Source organism: Streptomyces sp. NBC_01497, assembly GCF_036250695.1.
Taxonomy (GTDB): domain Bacteria; phylum Actinomycetota; class Actinomycetes; order Streptomycetales; family Streptomycetaceae; genus Streptomyces.
This window is the reverse complement of the sequence record NZ_CP109427.1, coordinates 76169-94635: the sequence shown is the minus strand read 5'-3', so window position 1 is coordinate 94635 and position 18467 is coordinate 76169. Positions and strand designations below refer to the sequence as shown.

Here is an 18467-nt window from a genome sequence, read left to right as displayed (position 1 = left end):
ACTGGCGGGTATGGATATACGCCGCAGGAACAACGTGACCGTCACTGGCCGTGCCGACGGGCCGGTACTTCTTCTGGCGCACGGCTTCGGCTGCGATCAGAACATGTGGCGTCTGGTGCTCCCCACTCTGGCTGAGAGCTACAGGGTGGTGCTCTTCGACTACGTGGGCTCCGGCCGAGCAGATCCGTCGGCCTGGGATGAGCGGCGCTACAGCTCTCTGGAGGGTTACGCGCTCGATGTGCTGGAGGTGGCCGAGGAGCTGGACCTGCGGGACGTGACCTTTGTGGGGCATTCGGTCAGCGCGATGGTGGGGGTCCTCGCGGCCGCGAAGGAGCCGCGGCGTATCTGCCGCCTGGTCATGGTCGCCCCCTCGCCCCGCTACATCGACGACGACGGTTACCGGGGCGGGTTCAGCGCCGACGACATCGACGAGCTGCTGGAATCCCTGGATTCAAACTATCTGGGCTGGTCGGCGGCGATGGCGCCGGTCATCATGGGCAACGCGGACCGGCCCGAGCTCGGTCAGGAGCTGACGGCCTCGTTCTGCGCGACCGACCCGGACATGGCCCGGGTCTTCGCGCACACCACGTTCCTGTCCGACAGTCGTGAGGACCTCAAGACGGTCACGGTGCCGACGCTGATCCTGGACTGCCGGCAAGACGTGATCGCTCCCCGTGAGGTCGGCGCGTACGTCCGCGACGCGATTCCCGGCAGCCGCCTGGTCACCCTGGAGGCGACAGGCCACTGCCCGCAACTGAGCGCACCGCAGGCCACCGCGGGGGCGATCACCGACTTCATCGGAGGTGTCCGATGATGTGCGGTACCGACCAGGCTCCGGAGCCGGGCGGGGAGCAGGACACCGACGCCACGGACGCGATGTTCACCTCGCTGCTGGAGGACAGTGCCGAGGAGCTGTACGAGCAGGCCCCCTGCGGCTACCTATCGACCCTGATGGACGGCACCATCGCCAAGATCAACACCACGTTGCTGGAATGGCTGGGCCTGGATCGGTCCCGGGTGGTGGGGCGGATGCGGTTCACCGATCTGCTCACCGTGGGCGGGAAGCTCTACCACGAGACGCACTTCGCGCCACTGTTGCAGATGAAGGGCGAGGTCAGCGGTATTGCCCTGGACATCAAGGGCGCCACCGGCGAGCGGATGCCGGTACTGGTCACCTCGAAGGTGAAGGTGAGTGAGGACAGCGAGCCGCTGCTGATCCGTACCACCGTCTTCGACGCCCGGGACCGCCGTGCCTACGAGGCCGAGTTGCTGCGCGCCCGTCGGGCGGCTGAGGAAGCGCGCCGGCAGGCGGAGACCGACCGTGAACGGCTCCAGGAGGCTCTCGCCGTCCTGCAGCAGAGCCTGCTGCCCGCCCAACTGCCCACCGTTCCGGGCCTGGAAGCCGCCTCGTACTACCACACAGCCTCCCCGGATCTGCTCGGCGGAGACTTCTACGATCTGTTCCCCCTGGACACCGGCCGGTGGGCGTTCTTCCTCGGCGACGTGTGCGGCAAGGGCCCCCAGGCCGCGGCCGTCACCTCGCTGACCCGGTACACGCTGCGCGCCGCGGCCCTGCACGACGCCGACCCCGTCACCGTGCTCAGTACGTTGAATACGGTCCTTCACGAGCGATACACCCGCGGCGATACCCGCTACTGCACCGCCATATTCGGTGTCTTGGAACCCGGCGGCGACCACGTCGGCGTGCACCTGGCCTCTGGCGGACACCCCTCGGCGCTGATCCAACGCGCGGACGGCACCGCCGACTATCTGCCGACCCCGGGCGGGATGCTCATCGGTGTCCTGCCCCAGGTCCAGTTCACCGCCGCCCGCACCCGGCTGTCGCCCGGCGACACCCTGCTCCTGTATACCGACGGCCTGACCGAGGCCCGCACGGGACCCGGGCGCGAGCTGTATGGCGACGATGCCCTGCGTGCCTTCACCGCCGGTCAGCCGCCGTCAGGTCCGCAGGCCCTGATCACCGCCCTGACCGGGCTGCTCGCTCGTTTCGGCGACGGCCTCGACGACGACACCGCGCTGCTCGCCTTCGGCGTACCGGCTCCGCTTGCGGTCGCTGTTCACACCCCCGTGAGTGAAACCTGAGATGACCCCCCTGACGATCACATCCCGCAACGCTGTCACCGGTCCCGTATTGGAGATCACCGGTGACCTCGACCACACGACGGCGCCGGAGCTCCGCAGGGCCGTGGACGGCCTCACCCTCGCCGCGGGGCAGCTGCTGGTCCTGGATCTGGCAGCCCTGGATTTCTGCGACTCCAGTGGCATCAGCGCCCTGCTGGCGGCCCGGAACCTGGCGAGGGAACAAGGCAGCGGCGTCGCTCTGGCCGCGGTCCCCGCCAACACCGCCCGCATCCTGCGCCTCGTCGGTCTGGACCGGGTTTTCACCATCCACCCGGACGCCTCAGCGGCCGGCGCACGCAACTACGCCGCGTCCTGATCCCGGCGCGTCGAGCGGTGACGCCCTGCCGGGCCCCGCGAAGCGGGGCGTGAGCCCGTGGCCCGCGGGCTCGTTCCCGGCCATCCTGCTGGGCTCCGCGCTCGCCGGACCACGGGTCGGCCGCCGGGTCGTCGACCAGCGCCCGCTCACCCTGTGACCATCGGCTCGGTTTCGCCGTGCTCAGCATCCCACTCGGCCGCCCGCCGCCTCCACCTTCCTTGTATGCGGACCGGTTGAGTCGGTGGCCGAGGGAGGGTCAGTGCCGCTTGGCCGACCGACGGCCCGAGGCGACGATATGGGGCGCGCGTGCGCCCGGCCGTCGCTGCTCCGCTCTGTGCTCCGGGTGGCCGCGTCCATCCCACGCGCCCCTGCAGTGGCGCAGCCCCCTGTAGCCGACGGATACGGGAAGGGGGCGGCGGCTCCTGCTGCTGTCGCGGTCGGCGAGCCGGCATGGGCAGGGGAATCAGGGGCACGAGGGGTTCAGGTTCCCTGCCAGTGGATGCGCAGGGTCAACGTGAGGCGGAAGAGGTAGCGGCATGAGCGCGGAAAACAAGGTCGAGAACACCGGGGACAAGGTCAAGGGCAAGGCCAAGGAAGCGGTCGGCCACGTCACTGGCAACGAGCGCCTCAAGGCCGAAGGCAAGGCCGACCAGGTCAAGGGCGACGCCAAGCAGGCCGTCGAGCATGCCAAGGACGCCCTCGACCACTGAAGACCCGAGTGCTGCCGTGGTCCCGCCCGCCTCTGTAGGCCGGCGGGACCACGCATGTTCGGGACGGTCGTTGCCGTAGACGGGCTTTCGCGGTTTGCAGATGCGCCGGGCGGGCGGTGGCTGTTCTGGCTCGCGGCATCTGGGGCGGGTCGGGAGGTTCATCAGCCTTGTGGCTACGGCGGGCCGGCGAGAGCGCTCGGTAGCGGCCACCCATCGGGTCCCTGCCGGCAGCGGTCTTCAGTGACAAGGGCGAGCTGCGCGGCACCGTGCTCGCTGTGGCGATACTGCTTCTCGTGGCGGTCGTCACGGCCCCGCCCGGTGGCCTCGACAGCACCCTGGACGGCAGCGCGGCGGGGGCTGTGGGAGTGGCTGGGGATGTCTCACCGGGCTGCCGCTGCGGCTACGGCTACGGGCCGCAGGTTCGTGCTGCCCACCGGCTCGCTGGTCGGGCGGTTCGGATCTCATCCGCGAACGGCAGGCCTGCTGGGCGTGAGCGCCCTGGGGCGGTCACGATCGGTCCCACTCGGGCGTGGTTCCGGCCCTTGGATGCACGCTCGGCTCGGCTGCGCGGCCTGAACAGTGAGGGTGAGGCGCTGACCTGGCTGACACAGGCGTCCCACGGCGGGCCTGCGGCCGTGGTTGCGGCAGTGCTCACCGCCTCCCCAAACCGCCGCCTACACGATACGGGCCCGCGTCATCGGACCTCGGAAAACGTCTGACTGATCCACGTCAGAGCGGGGTTCGTCGTCAGCGGGCGATGCCGCGGGTGAGTCGGAGTGGGCTTGGGCAGAGGCCGGCGCAGCCTCCTGGTGGTGGGTTCGAGTGGTGCGGGTGGCGAGGTTTTTGATGAAGGCCCAGCCGCTGAGGGGCTACGTCTGCGTTCCGGGGGTTTGCGCGGTGAGGATTTGTGCGGCGTGGGGTGCCCGCCTGGTCCTGCTCCTGCCGGGGGCTGCGAACCGTGCACGAGGGGTCTTCTTCCCCTGGGGGCTCGGGACTGGGGGAAGGGGTGCGGAGGACGGGGCGATGTGGACGAGGTGAGCTCCCGTCCTCCGCAGCGGGCGCGGCGAGCCCGGGCATGCGTAGTGAACCCAGGAGCACCTGAAACTGCCGTTCATGGGTTGGCCGGCCCCACCGATTGGATGGCGCCGTCGACCTCCAGATCGATCAGCCGCTGCGCTTCGAGCGGATGGCCGTCGAACATACCGGCCAGTTCAAGACTCACGATCCCGTGGACCCGCGACCAGATCAGTAGGGCCGCCCGGGCGACGCGCGGTGTGGTGCCCGGTCGTTCCTGCGAGCGAGCCCACAGCCGCAACTGCCCGTCGAGCGTTCGGTCGCCGCTGCTGCTGCGTTCCCGCGTGGTGTCTTCGACGATCACCAACAGGTCGATCAGCAGCGCCATCGCCTGGTCGAGCGGGGTCTGCGCGCCGACGTCGCCCGGCAGGTCCCCGGCCCGCTCGCCGAACAGCATCCCGTAGCGCCGCCGGTTCTGCAGCGCCCAGTCGCGGTACGCGGTGACCAGCAGCCGTACCCGCGCGTGCGGCCCTCGCCTGCTCCCTCCCGCGGCGTGGCCCATCGCCGACGCGAGTTGCTGGTAGGACAGCGTGACCAGGTGCGCCACCAGCGCGTCGCGCGACCGGAAGTAGCGGTAGAGGGCCGGTGCGGACATCGCCAGGCTCCGGGCCAGCGCTGCCATGGACAGGGCGTCCACGCCGTCAGCGTCAATGATCGCGAACGACGCCTCCTCGATCTCCCGGAGCGTCTGGACCCGCAGCCGCTCGCGCCTGCTCATGGTCGGCGGTGTGTTGGTCATCGTCGCATCGTAACGTGCCATAGGACTTCTACGGACGCGACGTTGCGCAACGGTACGTAACTGATTTGAGGTCACGTTCGACCGCAGCGCCGGGCCGCTGCAGGTTACGGATTGACGCAGGATGACAGGACGGTGCAGAGTTACGATCATTAACTGAGTGACGAACAGTCCCGGTCCTATGAAAGGTCGATCATGTCCGAAATGAAGGCAACTGCCGAGGCCACTGTGACCGCGACCGAGGTGGTGCTCCCGGGCAAGGTCGCGCCGTCCGGCCTGCGGTTGGTCCGGCGTGCGCTTCCCGCGCCCGCCGCGGGCCAGGCCCTTGTGCGCGTCGAGTCGACCGCCGTGTCCTTCGCCGAGAGTGCGATGCGCCGAGGCCGCTACTACGGCCAGCCCGCGTTCCCGTTCGTGCCTGGCTACGACCTCGTCGGCGTCGTCGAGGCCGTCGGCCCCCGAGTGGACCGCGCGATGGTCGGCCGGCGGGTCGCCGCGCTGACCAAGACCGGCGGCTGGACCACGGCCGCCCTGCTGACCGCCGCCGACCTGGTGGAAGTACCCGACGGGATTGGTCCCGACGAGGCGGAGACGCTGATCGTCAACGGACTGACCGCCTATCAGATGGTGCATCGCAGCGCGAAGGTACGGGCTGGGCAGACCGTGCTCATAACGGGCGCCGCCGGCGGCGTGGGCTCAGTCCTGGTACAACTCGCTCGGGACGCCGGAGCCCGCGTGATCGGCACGGCCGGCGCGCGCCATCACGAGGCGCTGCGTGCCCTGGGAGCGGAGCCGATCGACTACCGGGACCCCAAGCTGGCGGCCCGCGTCCGGGAACTGGCCCCCGACGGTGTGGACGCCGTGTTCGACCACCTCGGCGGCAAGAGCGTCACCCTCTCCTACCGACTGCTCAACCGCACCGGCACTCTGGTCTCGTACAGCATCGCGGCCGCGCTCGACGACACCCGCCCCGTGCTGCTCGACTTCCTGCCGCTGCTGGCCAAGCTGACCTTCTGGAACCACCTGCCCACAACACACAGGCACGCGAGCTTCTACGACGTCTGGGCCGGCGCCGGCAAGCCGGACTCGGCCAAGCGCGAGGCATTCCGGACCCGGATGCGCACCGACCTCACACACGTCTTCGACCTGCTTCGCGACGGCCGACTCACCGCGACGATTGCCGCCCGATTCCCGCTGAGCGAGGCGGCCGCGGCCATGGAACTGTCGGAGTCCTCCGGCCGCACCAACCTCGGCAAAATCATCCTCGCGCCGTGATCTTCGCACCACGGCGCCGCGATAGAGGGCGCTCCATTCGGCTGCTCTGCCGAGGTGGTCCCCAGGCCCCTTCGGGTCGAAGAAATCGTCGGTAATGCCGTCAGCGAGGCGTTCAAAAACAGTGTCTGACATACCTGGCCCTGGTGTCCTCTTCACAACCGCGGCGAAGCCCGGACCAGGACCACCGCGCGGCTCCGCCAAAGTTGTTCACGGGGACGAAGCGTGTCAGACCGCATCGTCCTTGATTGGCGAAAGGCCTCCGCAGGGCACTGTGCATCCTGCAACCGGATGGCCGACGTCGTGTTCACCGTAAAGATAGACAGGGAGATCAGCACAACCATGTCCGCCACCACGGCTACCCCGACGACCTCGTCCCGAGCCATTGCCCGTTGGACCGGCCCCGCCCTCATCGCCGCAGCCCTTGTCAGCCTGATCGCAGAAGCGATCGTCGCCGCCGCATGGGACCGGCGTCCCTACAGCTACATCGATGACTACGTCAATTTCCTCGGCAGCCCCTTCGCCGGAAAATTCCGCGGCGTCCTTATATCCTCTCCGCTGTGGTGGCTGATGAGCCTCGCGTGGGTCGTCGCCGGAACGCTCGTCGCCGCCGCGAGTATAGCCGTCAGCCACCGGCTCACCGGCTGGAAACAACGGACGGTCCGATCCCTCGGCGTGGCCCAGTGGACCGCCCTGATCCTGTTCGCGGTGTTCCCTCTCGACCCAGCGCGCTTCGACGACGGGACCCTCCCGCTCTATCTGATCGGAGCGTTCGTCTCGATCATCGCTGGGAACGCCCTCGCCATAGTCACCGGCCTCTCCCGCGAATCCCTCGGGCTCCCCCGGTGGTTCTCGACTGTCAGCATCAACCTGGGGGCCATCGGGCTGGTCAATATTCCTCTCACCTACGGATGGGTGCCCACCGGACTGGCCGAACGTATCTCCCTCTACAGCTACCTCCTCTGGGCTCTGATCACCGGTCTCGCCCTCATCCGGTCCGCCGCAGGCGAGCCCGCACCCACCAGTGCGCAGCCCCGTACGTCTGTTGACAAGTAGGGTCGGAGACCGGCCCAGGGCTGATGGGTTCTCAGCCGGTGACGTGAAGTGAAACGCCTGCGTAAGCGCCGCCGTGGTCGGTCCGCCGGGTTGGGCAACGGCCTCTGGACTGGTAAGCCCGCATGTTCAGGAGTCGTGGGCCGCGGACTGCCCAGTACTGATCTTCCCCGGGCGGTGCTGTCCGGCGGCGTGTCAGGCGGAGTTGTCCGCCGCGGGCCTTCTTCGGTGCGGCCACCGGCGCCAAGGCTCGCCGGGGGCCGGAGGATGTCGTGGGCTGGATTCTGAGGGCTCCGCTGGCCCGGAGCGCGTCCAGATCGGGGACCTCGCCGCTGTCGAAGCGATCGGACGCCATGAGGGGGGCCAGTACCTGGTCCCGCTGGGACAAGGACCGCACCACGAGCGGCGCCTGGCTGGCTTTCACGACCGACCCGATCCGCAGCGACCTCGTCTGGATCGTCGATAGCACCCCCACCACGGCCGGACTGTCCTCCTGGCCGAGAGGACGACGCCTCCTGCCGGCACAGCAACTGGTGGGGGCCCGGCTCCTGTTCCGGCAAGGCGGCTACGGGTGGGACGGCACCGTCTAGTGCCGGTCCGACCAGGTCCGAGACGCTCCCGAGCGAGCGCCACGAACACAGCCCCGTCGAAGCAGCCACACCGTCACGGCCGCCGAGGTCCTCGACGACAACGCTCACGCCGCCGGGCGGTTGCCTGCTGAAGGCCGCCAACTTCGACCTGGACGCTCCGCCCCCGGATCCGTGGAACGATCACCTGGCCCTCTGGGCCGGACCGCCGACCGAAGGACGCCCACCCGCTGACCGAGTGCGTGGTCAGACTCACCGCACCGGACCTGGCTGCGGATCAGCTCATCGGGGCGCCGGAGTGCAGCCGCCACCATGAAGTCCAGCGACTCCGACGTCTCCAGCGGCATCTCCGAACTGCGGCCATCAAGGTCACGGCACCTACGCCAAGTGCGACGCCACGCACAGCAACATCGGGGTGCCGCGGCGCCGACTACCGCCGACCGTTGCGGCCCCGTCAGCCGTCAGCCGTTGATGGTTGTCTCGGCGTTCGCCGTTCGAGTACGACAAGCCCACCTCGAACCAGCGCAGCAGCTGCCGGCCCCGTCGCGGGCGTCGGAGGAGCCGTCACTGATATGGCCGGTCCCTGATTGAGCAGGTCTTCGAAACGCCGGTCGTCGACCGCCAGCGCCTGCAACGGGCGGTAAACCTGCTCGTCCCCGAAGGAGGTGCGGACCAGCAGAACCACGTCGGTGGTGGGCATGGCAGGGAAGGACAAACGCCGTGCCTACGGCAGGATGGGGAAAGCAGCCCGGGCGCCGCCCCCCTGGTACAGACCGTAGGCGCCATGTCCTGTACCAGATCCCCGAGCGCACTCACCGTCCAGCAGATCGGCCAGGACCTTGCCGAGACGGGCTCTCGGGACCCGGATCCCGCGGCCGGGTATCGAGGTCCGGTCCACCAGTCAACGGGCCGTCCCCGCTGCTGCCACGGAGACGTCCGCCGGCACGAGGACCGGTGGGACGGGGCGGCCGTCGGGCAGGAGCCCAGGTGTGTTCCCGCCGCGCAGGCCGTCCCCTTCGGGATCCTCGACCATACGGAGTCGGACGCCGCCGTCTTCTAGGACGAGCACGTCGCCGTCCCGGCGGCCTCCGATCTCCTCGAGGCAGCTCCCCACCGGGCCTCGCCGTCCTCGTAGGACGTGCAGACCAACTGACCTTCTCCGGAGGCGGGCTGGGGGAGTTGCGGAGAAGAACGGCCCTCCTTCGAGGTCTCGGCACAGGGAGCCGAAAGCCGTCCCCCGAGCAAAGCGGCCGTACAAGAAAACCATGCGGCGGAGACCGGAGGACGCACCGCCGGAAGCCCTCCGGTCCGAGGCCGCCAGGGCCGGCGCCGAGGCCGGGGGCCGGGACGCGCCGGCCCGTGCGCGAGCGGAAAGCCGAACTCCCTCGCACCCGGCGCCGACCCGCCGGCGATGTAACCTGGCCCGGGTGCGCGACACGGGGCACACCACCCGCACGTCACACCCGCACCCGCGGGTCAACCGCGGTTCGGCGGCGGGATTTTGCCGGGCCGGAGCTCGTGGCCGGCCCCTCGTACCGCGGTAGGCGTCCTCCAAAACACGACGCCCAACGAGTGAGAGGGCCATCGATGACGACAGCCGGACCCGTCCCCGCGGAAGCCGACAGTACCGGTGCGACCGCGGGGCGGCCGCCGGCGCAGGACCTCCGCCTGCACGTGGCGGCGGTGGCCTCTGTGTTCAGCTCCGCGCTCGACGGGCTGCGTGGCCTCGACTTCGGGGAGACCCGGCCCGCCGCCTCGTACACGGCCGGAGAGGAGAGCACTGATGCAGCCGTTTGAGCTGACCCTCGCGGACGCGTCCGGCGCGATAGCCCGACGGGAGCTCTCCCCGGTCGAGTTGACCGAGTCGGTGCTCGAACGGCTCACCGCGGTCGACGACCGGTTGTGCGCCTACGTCGCCGTCGCGGGGGAGACGGCACTGAGGTCGGCCGCCCGGGCCGAGCGTGAGATCGCCGCCGGCCGCCGGCGCGGCCCGCTGCACGGCATCCCCATGACGCTCAAGGACATGATCGACGTCGAGGGCCTGCCGACGTCGGCGAGTTCCCAAGTACGGTCGGGACACGTCGCGAAACAGGACAGCGCCGTGGCGGCCCGGCTGGACGAGGCCGGGGCAGTGTTCCTCGGCAAGACCCACACCCACGAGTTCGCCTCCGGTCTGATCACGCCGCAGACGCACAACGCCTGGGACCAGGACCGGATCGCCGGCGGATCCAGCGGGGGATCGGCTGTGGCCGTCGCCGCGGGAGCGGCCACCTTCGCGCTGGGCACGGACACGGCCGGGTCGGTCCGTGTTCCGTCCGCCCTCAACGGCGTGGTGGGGCTCAAGCCCACGTACGGTCTGATCCCCCTGACCGGAGTGACCTCACTTTCCTGGTCGCTCGACCACGTCGGCCCGATCACCCGCACGGTGCGGGACGCGGCCCTCGTACTGGCCGCTGTCGCGGGACACGACCCGGGGGACCCGGCGAGCCGTGTCACCGTCCCGGCGCTCGCCGCGGCCGGTGACGAGGAGGCCCCGCAGGACCTGGCGGGCGTCAGGGTCGGGGTGCCGCGCACCTACTACTTCGACCACGTCACCGCCGAGGTGGAGACCATCGTCCGCGCGGCCGTGGAGCAACTCGCCCAGCTGGGCGCGGAGCTGGTCGAGGTCGAGATCCCGATGGCGCGTCACATGCTGGCCGTCGGGACCGGGCTGTTGGTTCCCGAGGCGAGCGCGTACCACGAGGAAATGCTGCGCGCGACGCCGGACCTCTACAGCCCCGAGCTCCGCCTCGTGCTGGAGGCCGGCGCGCTCGTTCCCGCGGTGGACTACCTGCGGGCCCAGCGTGCGCGGACGATGATGCGCGAGGCGTGGTCGGACCTGTTCCGCCGGGTCGACGTGATCGCCGCTCCCACCGTGCCCATGGCAGCCGTCCCGTCCGGGCAGCAGAGCATGGAATGGCCGGATGGCACCGTGGAGTCCGTCTCCGACGCATGTCTGCGCCTGTGCGCGCCCGCCAACATCACCGGAGTGCCCGCCCTGAGCCTGCCCGCCGGATACGACGGCGCCGGCATGCCCGTCGGCATGCAGCTCATCGGGCGCCCGCTGGACGAGGCGAAGGTGCTGCGCGTGGGGCGCGCCTATGAGGCGACCAACGAGTTCCGGGGCGGCCTCGCCCCGATCGGAGCGTAGGACGCCCCACAGGGCGAGTCGTGCCGCAACTTGACGCCGACTGTTGAAGGGGTGGTGGCCGCCCGTGACGGGGGCCACCACCCGGACGTTTCGGACGGGACGCGCGTTCAGCCGCGTGTCGCCGCAGGCATCCCGGACCCTCGGATCGTCCGTCGAAGTCGCCCCCTGCGACCGTCTCCCATGGGCGCCGCTGCCCGCTGCCCGCGCTTGTGGTGCGGTCGAGCGCCGTGACCTGTCGCGGTGGTTCGGCCGAGGCGCTGAACTGCTCGGACGGCCTTCGGCGGCCTCATGCTCGACGCTGGGTCGCGAAGACCCAACGGTAGCCCCCAGCGCCTCGTTCGGTGACGGTAGACCAGGGACCGCTGCTGCAGGGGCGATCGGCCGTGTTCCAGTCGACCGCGGACAGCTGTGGGTATGGCCGATCGGTGTGACGGCCGGCGGTGGCTGTGGGTGGGCAGCGTCTGGTCGATGTGTCGTCGCATCGTGGGTGGGGTGGTTCGGTAGGCAGCACCGAGCGGAAGATCGAGGAGGGGTTCGCGCAGCTTCAGCAGAGGTTGGTGCGCGCCGTGCCGAGGTGCTGACGCACGCCGAGGGTGATCACTTCGTCGTCGAGTACGTACCTGGATCGCTACCTGCGTCGGCCCGACCTCGCCTACGACCAGCCGACGGCCGTGGGCGCCCTGGCCTACACCGACTCCGCCCTGCACGGTGACCGGGCCGGCCGCCTCCTCCAGGAAGGCGGGCTGTGGCGGCAGTGGTTCCAGGATGCGCCCCACATGCACGGCGACGACGGTGTCTCCACCTACATGGGCGGCATCCGCCTCGCCTGCGCCGTCATCGACGAATGCTCCGCCACCTGATCCCTTTGGTTTGTTTTGTTCGAGTTCAGGACTCGGGCTCGTCGTTTGTGACGCGACGCACCTCGGTCATGCCAGCAGGACTCGCTTGCGGAGGAGTTCGAAGCCGACGCGGCCGAACGACTGGCGCTTGAGCACCTTGATGCGGTTGACGTGGCCTTCGACGACGCCTGAGTTCCAGGGGAGGGTGAGACCGGCAGTGGCGGTGTCACGATCGCGGTCGATGCCTGCTGCGAGGGTGTGGAGGCTGGGGAGGTCGTCTTGTCTTACGGCGGCGAGCCAGTCGGGCAGGAGTTCGCCCCGGCGCTCGGTGAGCATGGTCGCGAAAGACCGGACGTGCCTGGTGAGGGCGTCGATTTCGGGGCAGTTGGCCCGGACGTGCTTCAGGCGAAGCCGTTCGGCCGCGGCCAACGTCGACCCCGACGCGTCGATCCGCCCCGACTCGGCGCCCGTGCACGAGCGTGACGCTTCCGCGAACGCCTCCTTTCGGACAGCATCAGGCAGCAGACTCACCCTCACGGCCTTCGTCGTGGTCAGGTGGACCTTGGTCGGAGCACATGATCAGACGAAGGCAGCCACCACGTCCGGCGAATCCCCATGCGAGCAAATCCGTTCGAGACGCCATTCGAGATCGTGGCACCATGTACGGCGTGACGACCAACCGAAAGGTCCATGCCGCGTAGACGGCCAGGACAGATCCGTGCCGGCGCCCCCGGCAGCCACCTGACAACGGGTGCAAAGCCAGTCATCGACGGCCTGTCTTCGCGTGCACTGTCCGATATCAGCCGTCTCGAGCGCACCCGCAACTATCTGCAGCCAGGCGATGTCAGCACAGCTGTGGGCCTGTGGATGAACTACGTCCATCAGCCCGAGCGGGATCTGTGGCACGACTACGAGTGGGGCAACGTGCATTGGTACTGCTGCGGCAACCCCCTCGAATCCCGAGCCCTCTTCGGCACCGTGATGCAGGCCCTGTTACCCCGAAGTGTCCGCGAACTTCAGAAGGTTGTCAGCCGGTCAGACGCCGTCTGGAACCGTCAATCCCCGCCCTATGACGCGGACGGTAGATAAGAACAAGCTCAGTGCGTGTTTCTGATTCCTGATTCTGGGTGGCCTGGAATCCTACGCCGCCACCGGCTCGGCCCCTTCCCTGGCATCCACACTGCCGCAAAGGGGGGCGCAGTTCAGGACAGCGGGTGGCGGGAGACGAAGTCGGTGATGGTCCGGGCGACCAGGTCGGGGTCCTCCAACGGGAGGCTGTGGCTGACGCCGGGCAGGACCGCGCTCTCGGTGTCAGGGATGTACCGCGCAAGGTGCGCGGCCCGGGCGCGGTGCGGGGTGTTGCGCTGCTCGCCCACCGCCCCGACGGCAAGTAGCACGGGAACGCCGATCGCGCGCATTTCGTCTGGCCCGAAGGACCACGCCGCGAACGCCGGGCCCTCGGCCGCGAAGAAGTACGGGGTGTTGTCGACAGCTCGGTGCAGACCAGCCTCGCCCAGCTCGCGGGTGAAGACATCGCGGTAGCCCGGCCCAGACAGGCTGCTCATGAATTCGTCGAAGGCCCGCTCGTAGTTCCCTTCCTTCGCTGCGGCGATCGCGCGGGGCATGCCGGGCATCGCCGGTTCGTCAGGGGCGTACGGGAAGGCGGTCTCGAGCAGGGCCAGCGTGCCCACCAGCTCGGGATGGGCATTGGTCAACTGCAGGGCCACACCGCCACCGGCCGAGTGCCCGACCACGTGAGCCCTTTCGGTGCCGACGGCGCGCACCACCGCGGCCGCGTGGTCGGCATAGGCGACGACGCTCGCGCCGCCAGTCAGATCCTCGCTTTCCCCGTAGCCGGTCCGCTGCATCGTGACGACCTGGTATCCCGGCATGCGGGAGGCGACAGGCGTGAACCAGTCCGGCGAGAAGCCGCCGTGCAGGAGCAGCACCGTCTCGCCGTTCCCCGTGACGGTGAAGACGATGCGGGCGTCGGGCAGGTCCAGCTGCCTCTTCATCGTGCTCCATCCCACTGCGCTCTGTATGCACCGATACGGCACGAGGCATGCCGCAGGCTTTCTCACGGTCCGGCGAGGCCCGGGCCAGAGCCGCACAAAACATGATGATCAGGTATGAACCGGAGGATATCAGCGTGACCCATAGAGGGGGTCGGACACGCCCGTGGATACAGGAAGCGAGCGGTAAATATAAGGCACGAATAATCACATTACGCACGGTTTAGGCTCATACTGTTCGCCAACGAGCCGACGGGGGACCGACCGGGGCGCGGAACATCCAGGATCGGAAGGCCTCACTGTGAGTGACCAGAGGCGAGCCGTGCGGGTTGCCGGGCCCGAAGGGGAGTTGACCGTCACCACGACCAGTGCCTCGGGGCCCGCTCCGGGCCAGGTGCGGATCGCGGTGGGTGCGTGCGGGCTCTGTCACTCCGATGCTCCGGCTGGAGGTCGGGCAGCGCGTCGCGGCCGACCCTTTCACGGGGTCCTGCGGGCGCTGTGAAGCGTGCCGGTCCGGGGACAGCGACAATTGCCCTGAGGGCCGCATCCCGGGCGTCGCCTATCCCGGTGGATGCGCTGAGTCGGTCGTCGTCCCGGCCAACGGCGTGTCACGCGTCCCCGACGAGATCGACGACCGCGACACGTCCGTGCTCGCCTGCACGGGAGTCAGCGCCTTCAACGCCCTGCAGAAGAGCGGTCCCAGGCCGGGCGAGGTGGTGGCCGTCCTGGGCATCGGTGGTGTCGGGCACATGTCGATCCAGATGGCCGCACGAATGGGTTTCGTCACGGTGGCGGTCTCCCGCGGGCGGGACAAGGAGGATCTGGACCGACGGCTTGGCGCCGACCACTTCGTCGACGGCTCGGCCCAGGACCTCGACGAGGAACTACGCCGACTCGGCGGAGCGCAGCTCATCGTCTCCACGACCACGGAGGCCGCAGCCGTCTCCGGCGCGATCGAGGGCCTCAAGCGCCGAGGGGAGATGGTCATGATCGGCATCCCCCAGGAGAACCTGTCTCTCAACGCCCTGCAGCTCATCACGAACACACGCAGCATCACCGGTCTGATCTCCGGGACGCCCCTGGACCGGGAGCAGGCATTCGGTTTCGCGGTGGCGGAAGATATCCGCCCCATGTTCTAAAAGTTCCGCCTCGAACAGGCCAGCCAGGCGTACGAGAAGATGCTTGCCGGCCACCTGCGCTTCCGAGCGGTGCTGGTACCCAGTGGTTCAGCGCTACGTCCGGCAATGACGTAGAGCCCCTGACCTCGCTGCGGACAGTGCACCGCTGACATTAAGCGGGTGGGTAGTTGGTGCGGGGGAGGGGTGTGGGCTGGGGTGTTGGTGGTTGGGTGAGAAGGGTGGTGGGGTGGACCTTGGTGGTCTTGTGTCCTGAACATGAAAGGGAGTTGGTTGTAGGACCGCTTCTGGAAATGGTGCTGTGCGAAAGATGAAGGTATGGCCCTTCAGAGTCGCCCTGCGGGGGGAGGCTCTAAACCGCCTCATGCTGCGTTGGCTGAAGACCGTCGTGGTGAGCGATGAGGAGAAGGCGTCGTAAGAGGCGTCAGGTGGGGATCGGAAAGGCGAACGCAAGTGAATCGCTGCTGACGTGTCGAAAAAGATAAAGACGGCATCGAAACCGGGGTGTGACCACTATCCCGGGATGAGCCTGGCGGGTTCCCGTTTATTGGCCAGGTGGTGTCCGGCATGTAGGTGACGCGAGTCCGGTCTGCTGCTTTCGTACGGAACAGGAGAAGGCAGGTCCCGATACTGCCCGGTGGGTAGTGGGCGAGAGGAAGTACCCCGAGCAGCAGAAACTGTGAGGGGCAGAGTACCGACGCGGGGCCTGCTGGCGGACCGGTCCGTAGTAGTGATGAAGCCTCTTAACGGAGGTGGAGCGAAGGGGCCGGGTTGTTCGTGACTGAGTTGATCGCATCAACCAGACAGTGAGCCTTTGCCAACTTGCGCCCGGTAGCGGCTCAGTTGGTTCGACACATGAGTGAAGCCTCTGGTAGACGGGTTCACGACCAAGATCACCCGATACCCACCAGAGGCTTCACGTGCTTGTCTACCGGTGCGGGCTGGACGTGTCCAGTCGGTCCTTGACGTACCTCGCCACTCGTCTGCGCGAACACCGTCGCCGGATCGGAAGCCGCTGGCGCCGGCTATCGGTCAGCCGTCAAGCTCTGCTGGTGTTGGCGCATCTGCGCAACGGGACTACGTACGCCCAGCTCGCAGCGGGTTTCGAGATTGGGACGAGCACGGTCTACCGCTACATCAGCGAGGCCGTCGACCTCCTGGCCGCCCTCGCACCGACCCTCGACGAGGCTGTCCAAGCCGCATCGACGAAGGCTTACGTCCTGCTCGACGGGACTCTCCTGCCCATCGACCGGATCGCTGCCGACCGGCCCTACTACTCCGGCAAGCACAAGGGACACGGCATGAACGTGCAGGTCATCGCCGACCCGTTCGGCCGGCTGCTGTGGGCCTCGCCGGCACTGCCTGGGGCCGTCCACGACGTTCGCGCAGCCCGGGAACACGGCATCATCGATGCTCTTGACCAGGCCCACCTCCCCTGCTGGGCGGACAAGGGCTACCAAGGCGCCGGCGGCACGATCCGGGTCCCCTTCCGCGGCCGATGGGAGGCTCTCTCCGCCGGTCAGCAGGCCGTGAACCGATCTCAGGCCAAGATCCGAGCCCTCGTCGAGCAAGCCATGGCCACCCTCAAGTCCTGGCGACTACTCCGCAAACTTCGCTGCTCGACCACACGCATCACCGGCCTCGTCCAGGCCGTACTCACCCTGCATCACGCCAGCTCAACCGCAGGTTGAAAAAGCCTCAGTGTCTGGGAGGAGTTCGGTGAGCCAGTTGAAGTCTCAGATCAAGCCGTTTGATGTTTCTAAGTGGGAAGTCAAGGAGGCGTGGGAGGAAGTCAGAGCGAACAGAGGCGCGCCCGGCGTGGACGGCCAGAGTATCGACGCGTTCGAGAAATACCTGAAGAGTAATCTGTACAAGGTCTGGAACCGCATGTCATCGGGCTCCTACTTCCCGCCTCCGGTGCGTGCGGTTGCTATTCCCAAGTCGCACGGAAATGGAACGAGGATGCTCGGCATTCCCGCCGTCTCCGACCGTGTGGCTCAGACCGTTGTGGCACGGCATCTGATGCGGAGGGTGGAGCCTATTTTCCATCCAGACAGCTATGGATATCGGCCAGGTCGGTCCGCTTTGGACGCGGTAGGGAAGTGCCGGGAACGCTGCTGGAAGCGGGACTGGGTGATGGAGTTCGACATCACCAAGTTCTTCGACAGCGTGCCCTGGGACCTGCTGGTCAAGGCGGTGGATGCGCACACCGACGCCGTCTGGGTGAAACTATATGTCCGGCGTTGGCTCAAAGCCCCGCTGGCCATGCCCGATGGCACTCTGCTGCAACGGGAACGCGGAACCCCGCAAGGGGCTCCAGTTTCTCCTGTGTTGGCGAACCTGTTCCTGCACTACGCGTTCGACACCTGGATGGCACGGGAGTTCCCGAACATCTGGTTCGAGCGGTATGCGGACGATGCAGTCTTGCACTGCGTCACCGAGCGCCAGGCCCGGACGGTGCTGGCCGCGCTCGTGGACAGGATGGCTGAGGTCGGGCTGCACCTGCACCCGGACAAGACCCGGATTTTGCAGGGACGGACGACGCCAAAGAGCATTCGAGCATACGGCGTTCACCTTCCTCGGATACACGTTCCGAGCCAGACAGAACCAGGATCGATACGGCAAGTCATTCCAGTCGTTCGACCCCGCTGTCAGCAAAGACGCCCTGAAGAAGATGGGACGGGAAGTGCGGTCTTGGCGTTTGCACACCCGGTCCGATCTGTCCTTCCGAGAGCTTGCCCGAAGGACCAACCCTGTCGTGGCCGGCTGGATCAACTACTACGGACGGTTCAGACCGTGGGAGCTGAATCCCTTCTTGATGCGTATCAACTCCTATCTGGTGCGCTGGATCCGCCAGAAGTACAAACGGCTTGCGGCCGAACGGAAAGCTGAGCCGAGGCGCGATGATTGACACCAAGGCAGCCTTGGTGTCACTCCGCGTCGAAGCCTGGCTCTGCCGAGGACTTGGTTCTGGCAACGCCGGTGCACGCCAGTACTGCGGTAGCGGCGGCGTTGAGGAAGAGCATGAATGTCCAGGACGCGTCCGCAGTGTCGATGCGCCCGATACGGATGGGCTTTTCAGCTGCCTGGGAGAGGAGGTCGACGGTGGCGGAGAGGGCCAGCGTCGGCTGTCCGCGCTTTTGGGTGGAGCGGAGCCGGCCCCGGTAGATGCCTGCGAGCTCATTGGCGGGAACCAGGCCATCCCAGACGATGAAGGTCCCCCCGGTGATCAACGCGTCGCGCGCAGGGCCACATGCGGTCGTCTGCTCGCCGAGCATGTCGGTCAGGTCGTCGCGTATCACACCGCGGCCGGGTGGCAGGAGAGCCGCTGATGCAGAGTCTGTGACAAGTGGCCTGCCTTCCAGGTGACAACCAGGCTGCTTCGACCCGGTCTTTCGCCAGC

18 protein-coding genes and 2 pseudogenes are annotated in these 18467 nt (G+C 68.0%); 15 read left to right on the top strand and 5 right to left on the bottom strand.

The annotated features are described in order from the left end of the window. Window positions 1-10 precede the first annotated feature (10 nt). From OG310_RS00430 to OG310_RS00415, 4 genes are all read left to right on the top strand, one after another. On the top strand, window positions 11-814 hold the full coding sequence (locus OG310_RS00430) for an alpha/beta fold hydrolase (protein ID WP_329453853.1): 804 nt from the start codon (window positions 11-13) through the stop codon (window positions 812-814). Then, the gene (locus tag OG310_RS00425) at window positions 811-2103 is read left to right on the top strand and encodes a PP2C family protein-serine/threonine phosphatase (RefSeq protein ID WP_443078510.1); all 1293 of its coding nucleotides are present in this window, start codon (window positions 811-813) and stop codon (window positions 2101-2103) included. Before OG310_RS00430 ends, OG310_RS00425 begins: the two co-directional genes overlap by 4 nt. Window position 2104: 1 nt before the next feature. Next, the gene (locus OG310_RS00420; RefSeq protein ID WP_329453851.1) at window positions 2105-2458 is read left to right on the top strand and encodes an STAS domain-containing protein; all 354 of its coding nucleotides are present in this window, start codon (window positions 2105-2107) and stop codon (window positions 2456-2458) included. 536 nt (window positions 2459-2994) lie between these two features. Further along, complete coding sequence (locus OG310_RS00415) at window positions 2995-3168, top strand: CsbD family protein (RefSeq protein ID WP_329453850.1); 174 nt, start codon at window positions 2995-2997, stop codon at window positions 3166-3168. 1111 nt (window positions 3169-4279) lie between these two features. On the opposite strand, the gene OG310_RS00410 is transcribed toward OG310_RS00415, so the two are convergent. Next, window positions 4280-4981 carry a TetR/AcrR family transcriptional regulator gene (locus OG310_RS00410; RefSeq protein ID WP_329453849.1) on the bottom strand — a complete coding sequence of 234 codons (702 nt, stop codon included), beginning with the start codon at window positions 4979-4981 and terminating at the stop codon, window positions 4280-4282. 201 nt (window positions 4982-5182) lie between these two features. Here OG310_RS00410 and OG310_RS00405 point away from each other — a divergent pair, with 201 nt between their 5' ends. The 3 genes from OG310_RS00405 (at window position 5183) to OG310_RS00395 (ending at window position 7890) form a co-directional block, all read left to right on the top strand. After that, the gene (locus OG310_RS00405) at window positions 5183-6250 is read left to right on the top strand and encodes a medium chain dehydrogenase/reductase family protein (protein WP_329453848.1); all 1068 of its coding nucleotides are present in this window, start codon (window positions 5183-5185) and stop codon (window positions 6248-6250) included. A 288-nt stretch (window positions 6251-6538) separates the two neighbouring features. Then, a complete protein-coding gene (locus OG310_RS00400; RefSeq protein WP_329453847.1) occupies window positions 6539-7303 on the top strand; it encodes a DUF998 domain-containing protein in 765 nt (254 codons plus the stop codon). Window positions 7304-7653: 350 nt separating this feature from the next. After that, entirely contained in the window at window positions 7654-7890 is a 237-nt protein-coding gene (locus OG310_RS00395; protein WP_329453846.1) for a hypothetical protein, read from the top strand. Window positions 7891-8341: 451 nt separating this feature from the next. Here the strand turns inward: OG310_RS00395 and OG310_RS00390 are convergent, their stop codons facing one another. Continuing rightward, entirely contained in the window at window positions 8342-8587 is a 246-nt protein-coding gene (locus tag OG310_RS00390; protein ID WP_329453845.1) for a hypothetical protein, read from the bottom strand. 84 nt (window positions 8588-8671) lie between these two features. On the opposite strand from OG310_RS00390, the gene OG310_RS00385 reads away from it, so the two are divergent. The 4 genes from OG310_RS00385 to OG310_RS00370 all read left to right on the top strand — a co-directional run bounded on the left by OG310_RS00385 (window position 8672) and on the right by OG310_RS00370 (window position 11937). After that, window positions 8672-8947, top strand: coding sequence for a hypothetical protein (locus tag OG310_RS00385; protein ID WP_329453844.1), 276 nt, complete (start codon window positions 8672-8674; stop codon window positions 8945-8947). Between the two features lie 527 nt (window positions 8948-9474). Then, window positions 9475-9684, top strand: coding sequence for a hypothetical protein (locus OG310_RS00380; RefSeq protein WP_329453843.1), 210 nt, complete (start codon window positions 9475-9477; stop codon window positions 9682-9684). Further along, on the top strand, window positions 9671-11077 hold the full coding sequence (locus OG310_RS00375; protein ID WP_329453842.1) for an amidase: 1407 nt from the start codon (window positions 9671-9673) through the stop codon (window positions 11075-11077). The genes OG310_RS00380 and OG310_RS00375 overlap by 14 nt, the downstream gene beginning before the upstream one ends. 593 nt (window positions 11078-11670) lie before the next feature. Further along, the gene (locus OG310_RS00370) at window positions 11671-11937 is read left to right on the top strand and encodes a DUF6000 family protein (RefSeq protein WP_329453841.1); all 267 of its coding nucleotides are present in this window, start codon (window positions 11671-11673) and stop codon (window positions 11935-11937) included. 66 nt (window positions 11938-12003) lie between these two features. Here the strand turns inward: OG310_RS00370 and OG310_RS00365 are convergent. Both OG310_RS00365 and OG310_RS00360 read right to left on the bottom strand, forming a co-directional pair. Then, window positions 12004-12294 (bottom strand): annotated as a pseudogene (locus OG310_RS00365) (transposase); the annotation flags it as partial. A gap of 824 nt (window positions 12295-13118) precedes the next feature. Further along, window positions 13119-13931, bottom strand: a complete 813-nt coding sequence (locus OG310_RS00360) for an alpha/beta fold hydrolase (RefSeq protein ID WP_329453840.1) — start codon at window positions 13929-13931, stop codon at window positions 13119-13121. A 431-nt stretch (window positions 13932-14362) separates the two neighbouring features. Between OG310_RS00360 and OG310_RS00355 the strand changes: the two genes are divergently transcribed. The 4 genes and pseudogenes from OG310_RS00355 to OG310_RS00340 all read left to right on the top strand — a co-directional run bounded on the left by OG310_RS00355 (window position 14363) and on the right by OG310_RS00340 (window position 17975). Then, window positions 14363-15067: a zinc-binding dehydrogenase gene (locus tag OG310_RS00355; protein ID WP_443078509.1), complete on the top strand. Its 705-nt coding sequence runs from the start codon at window positions 14363-14365 to the stop codon at window positions 15065-15067. 917 nt (window positions 15068-15984) lie between these two features. Continuing rightward, window positions 15985-16755, top strand: a complete 771-nt coding sequence (locus OG310_RS00350; protein ID WP_329453838.1) for an IS5 family transposase — start codon at window positions 15985-15987, stop codon at window positions 16753-16755. Between the two features lie 10 nt (window positions 16756-16765). Further along, window positions 16766-17578 (top strand): annotated as a pseudogene (gene ltrA / locus OG310_RS00345) (group II intron reverse transcriptase/maturase); the annotation flags it as partial. After that, window positions 17472-17975, top strand: coding sequence for a group II intron maturase-specific domain-containing protein (locus tag OG310_RS00340; protein WP_329459970.1), 504 nt, complete (start codon window positions 17472-17474; stop codon window positions 17973-17975). The pseudogene ltrA and the gene OG310_RS00340, both read left to right, overlap by 107 nt. Window positions 17976-17994: 19 nt before the next feature. On the opposite strand, the gene OG310_RS00335 is transcribed toward OG310_RS00340, so the two are convergent. Further along, window positions 17995-18366: a hypothetical protein gene (locus OG310_RS00335; RefSeq protein ID WP_329453837.1), complete on the bottom strand. Its 372-nt coding sequence runs from the start codon at window positions 18364-18366 to the stop codon at window positions 17995-17997. Window positions 18367-18467: the final 101 nt, after the last annotated feature.

What these genes read in the sequence shown, in the direction of transcription:
- OG310_RS00425 (WP_443078510.1), top strand. Translation starts at nt 811, where the DNA reads ATGATGTGCGGTACCGACCAGGCTCCGGAGCCGGGCGGGGAGCAGGAC.
- OG310_RS00430 (WP_329453853.1), top strand. Translation starts at nt 11, where the DNA reads ATGGATATACGCCGCAGGAACAACGTGACCGTCACTGGCCGTGCCGAC.
- OG310_RS00410 (WP_329453849.1), bottom strand. Translation starts at nt 4,981, where the DNA reads ATGACCAACACACCGCCGACCATGAGCAGGCGCGAGCGGCTGCGGGTC.
- OG310_RS00340 (WP_329459970.1), top strand. Translation starts at nt 17,472, where the DNA reads ATGCGGACGATGCAGTCTTGCACTGCGTCACCGAGCGCCAGGCCCGGA.
- OG310_RS00400 (WP_329453847.1), top strand. Translation starts at nt 6,539, where the DNA reads ATGGCCGACGTCGTGTTCACCGTAAAGATAGACAGGGAGATCAGCACA.
- OG310_RS00360 (WP_329453840.1), bottom strand. Translation starts at nt 13,931, where the DNA reads ATGAAGAGGCAGCTGGACCTGCCCGACGCCCGCATCGTCTTCACCGTC.
- OG310_RS00355 (WP_443078509.1), top strand. Translation starts at nt 14,363, where the DNA reads ATGCTCCGGCTGGAGGTCGGGCAGCGCGTCGCGGCCGACCCTTTCACG.
- OG310_RS00380 (WP_329453843.1), top strand. Translation starts at nt 9,475, where the DNA reads ATGACGACAGCCGGACCCGTCCCCGCGGAAGCCGACAGTACCGGTGCG.
- OG310_RS00395 (WP_329453846.1), top strand. Translation starts at nt 7,654, where the DNA reads ATGAGGGGGGCCAGTACCTGGTCCCGCTGGGACAAGGACCGCACCACG.
- OG310_RS00390 (WP_329453845.1), bottom strand. Translation starts at nt 8,587, where the DNA reads ATGCCCACCACCGACGTGGTTCTGCTGGTCCGCACCTCCTTCGGGGAC.
- OG310_RS00385 (WP_329453844.1), top strand. Translation starts at nt 8,672, where the DNA reads ATGTCCTGTACCAGATCCCCGAGCGCACTCACCGTCCAGCAGATCGGC.
- OG310_RS00420 (WP_329453851.1), top strand. Translation starts at nt 2,105, where the DNA reads ATGACCCCCCTGACGATCACATCCCGCAACGCTGTCACCGGTCCCGTA.
- OG310_RS00375 (WP_329453842.1), top strand. Translation starts at nt 9,671, where the DNA reads ATGCAGCCGTTTGAGCTGACCCTCGCGGACGCGTCCGGCGCGATAGCC.
- OG310_RS00415 (WP_329453850.1), top strand. Translation starts at nt 2,995, where the DNA reads ATGAGCGCGGAAAACAAGGTCGAGAACACCGGGGACAAGGTCAAGGGC.
- OG310_RS00405 (WP_329453848.1), top strand. Translation starts at nt 5,183, where the DNA reads ATGAAGGCAACTGCCGAGGCCACTGTGACCGCGACCGAGGTGGTGCTC.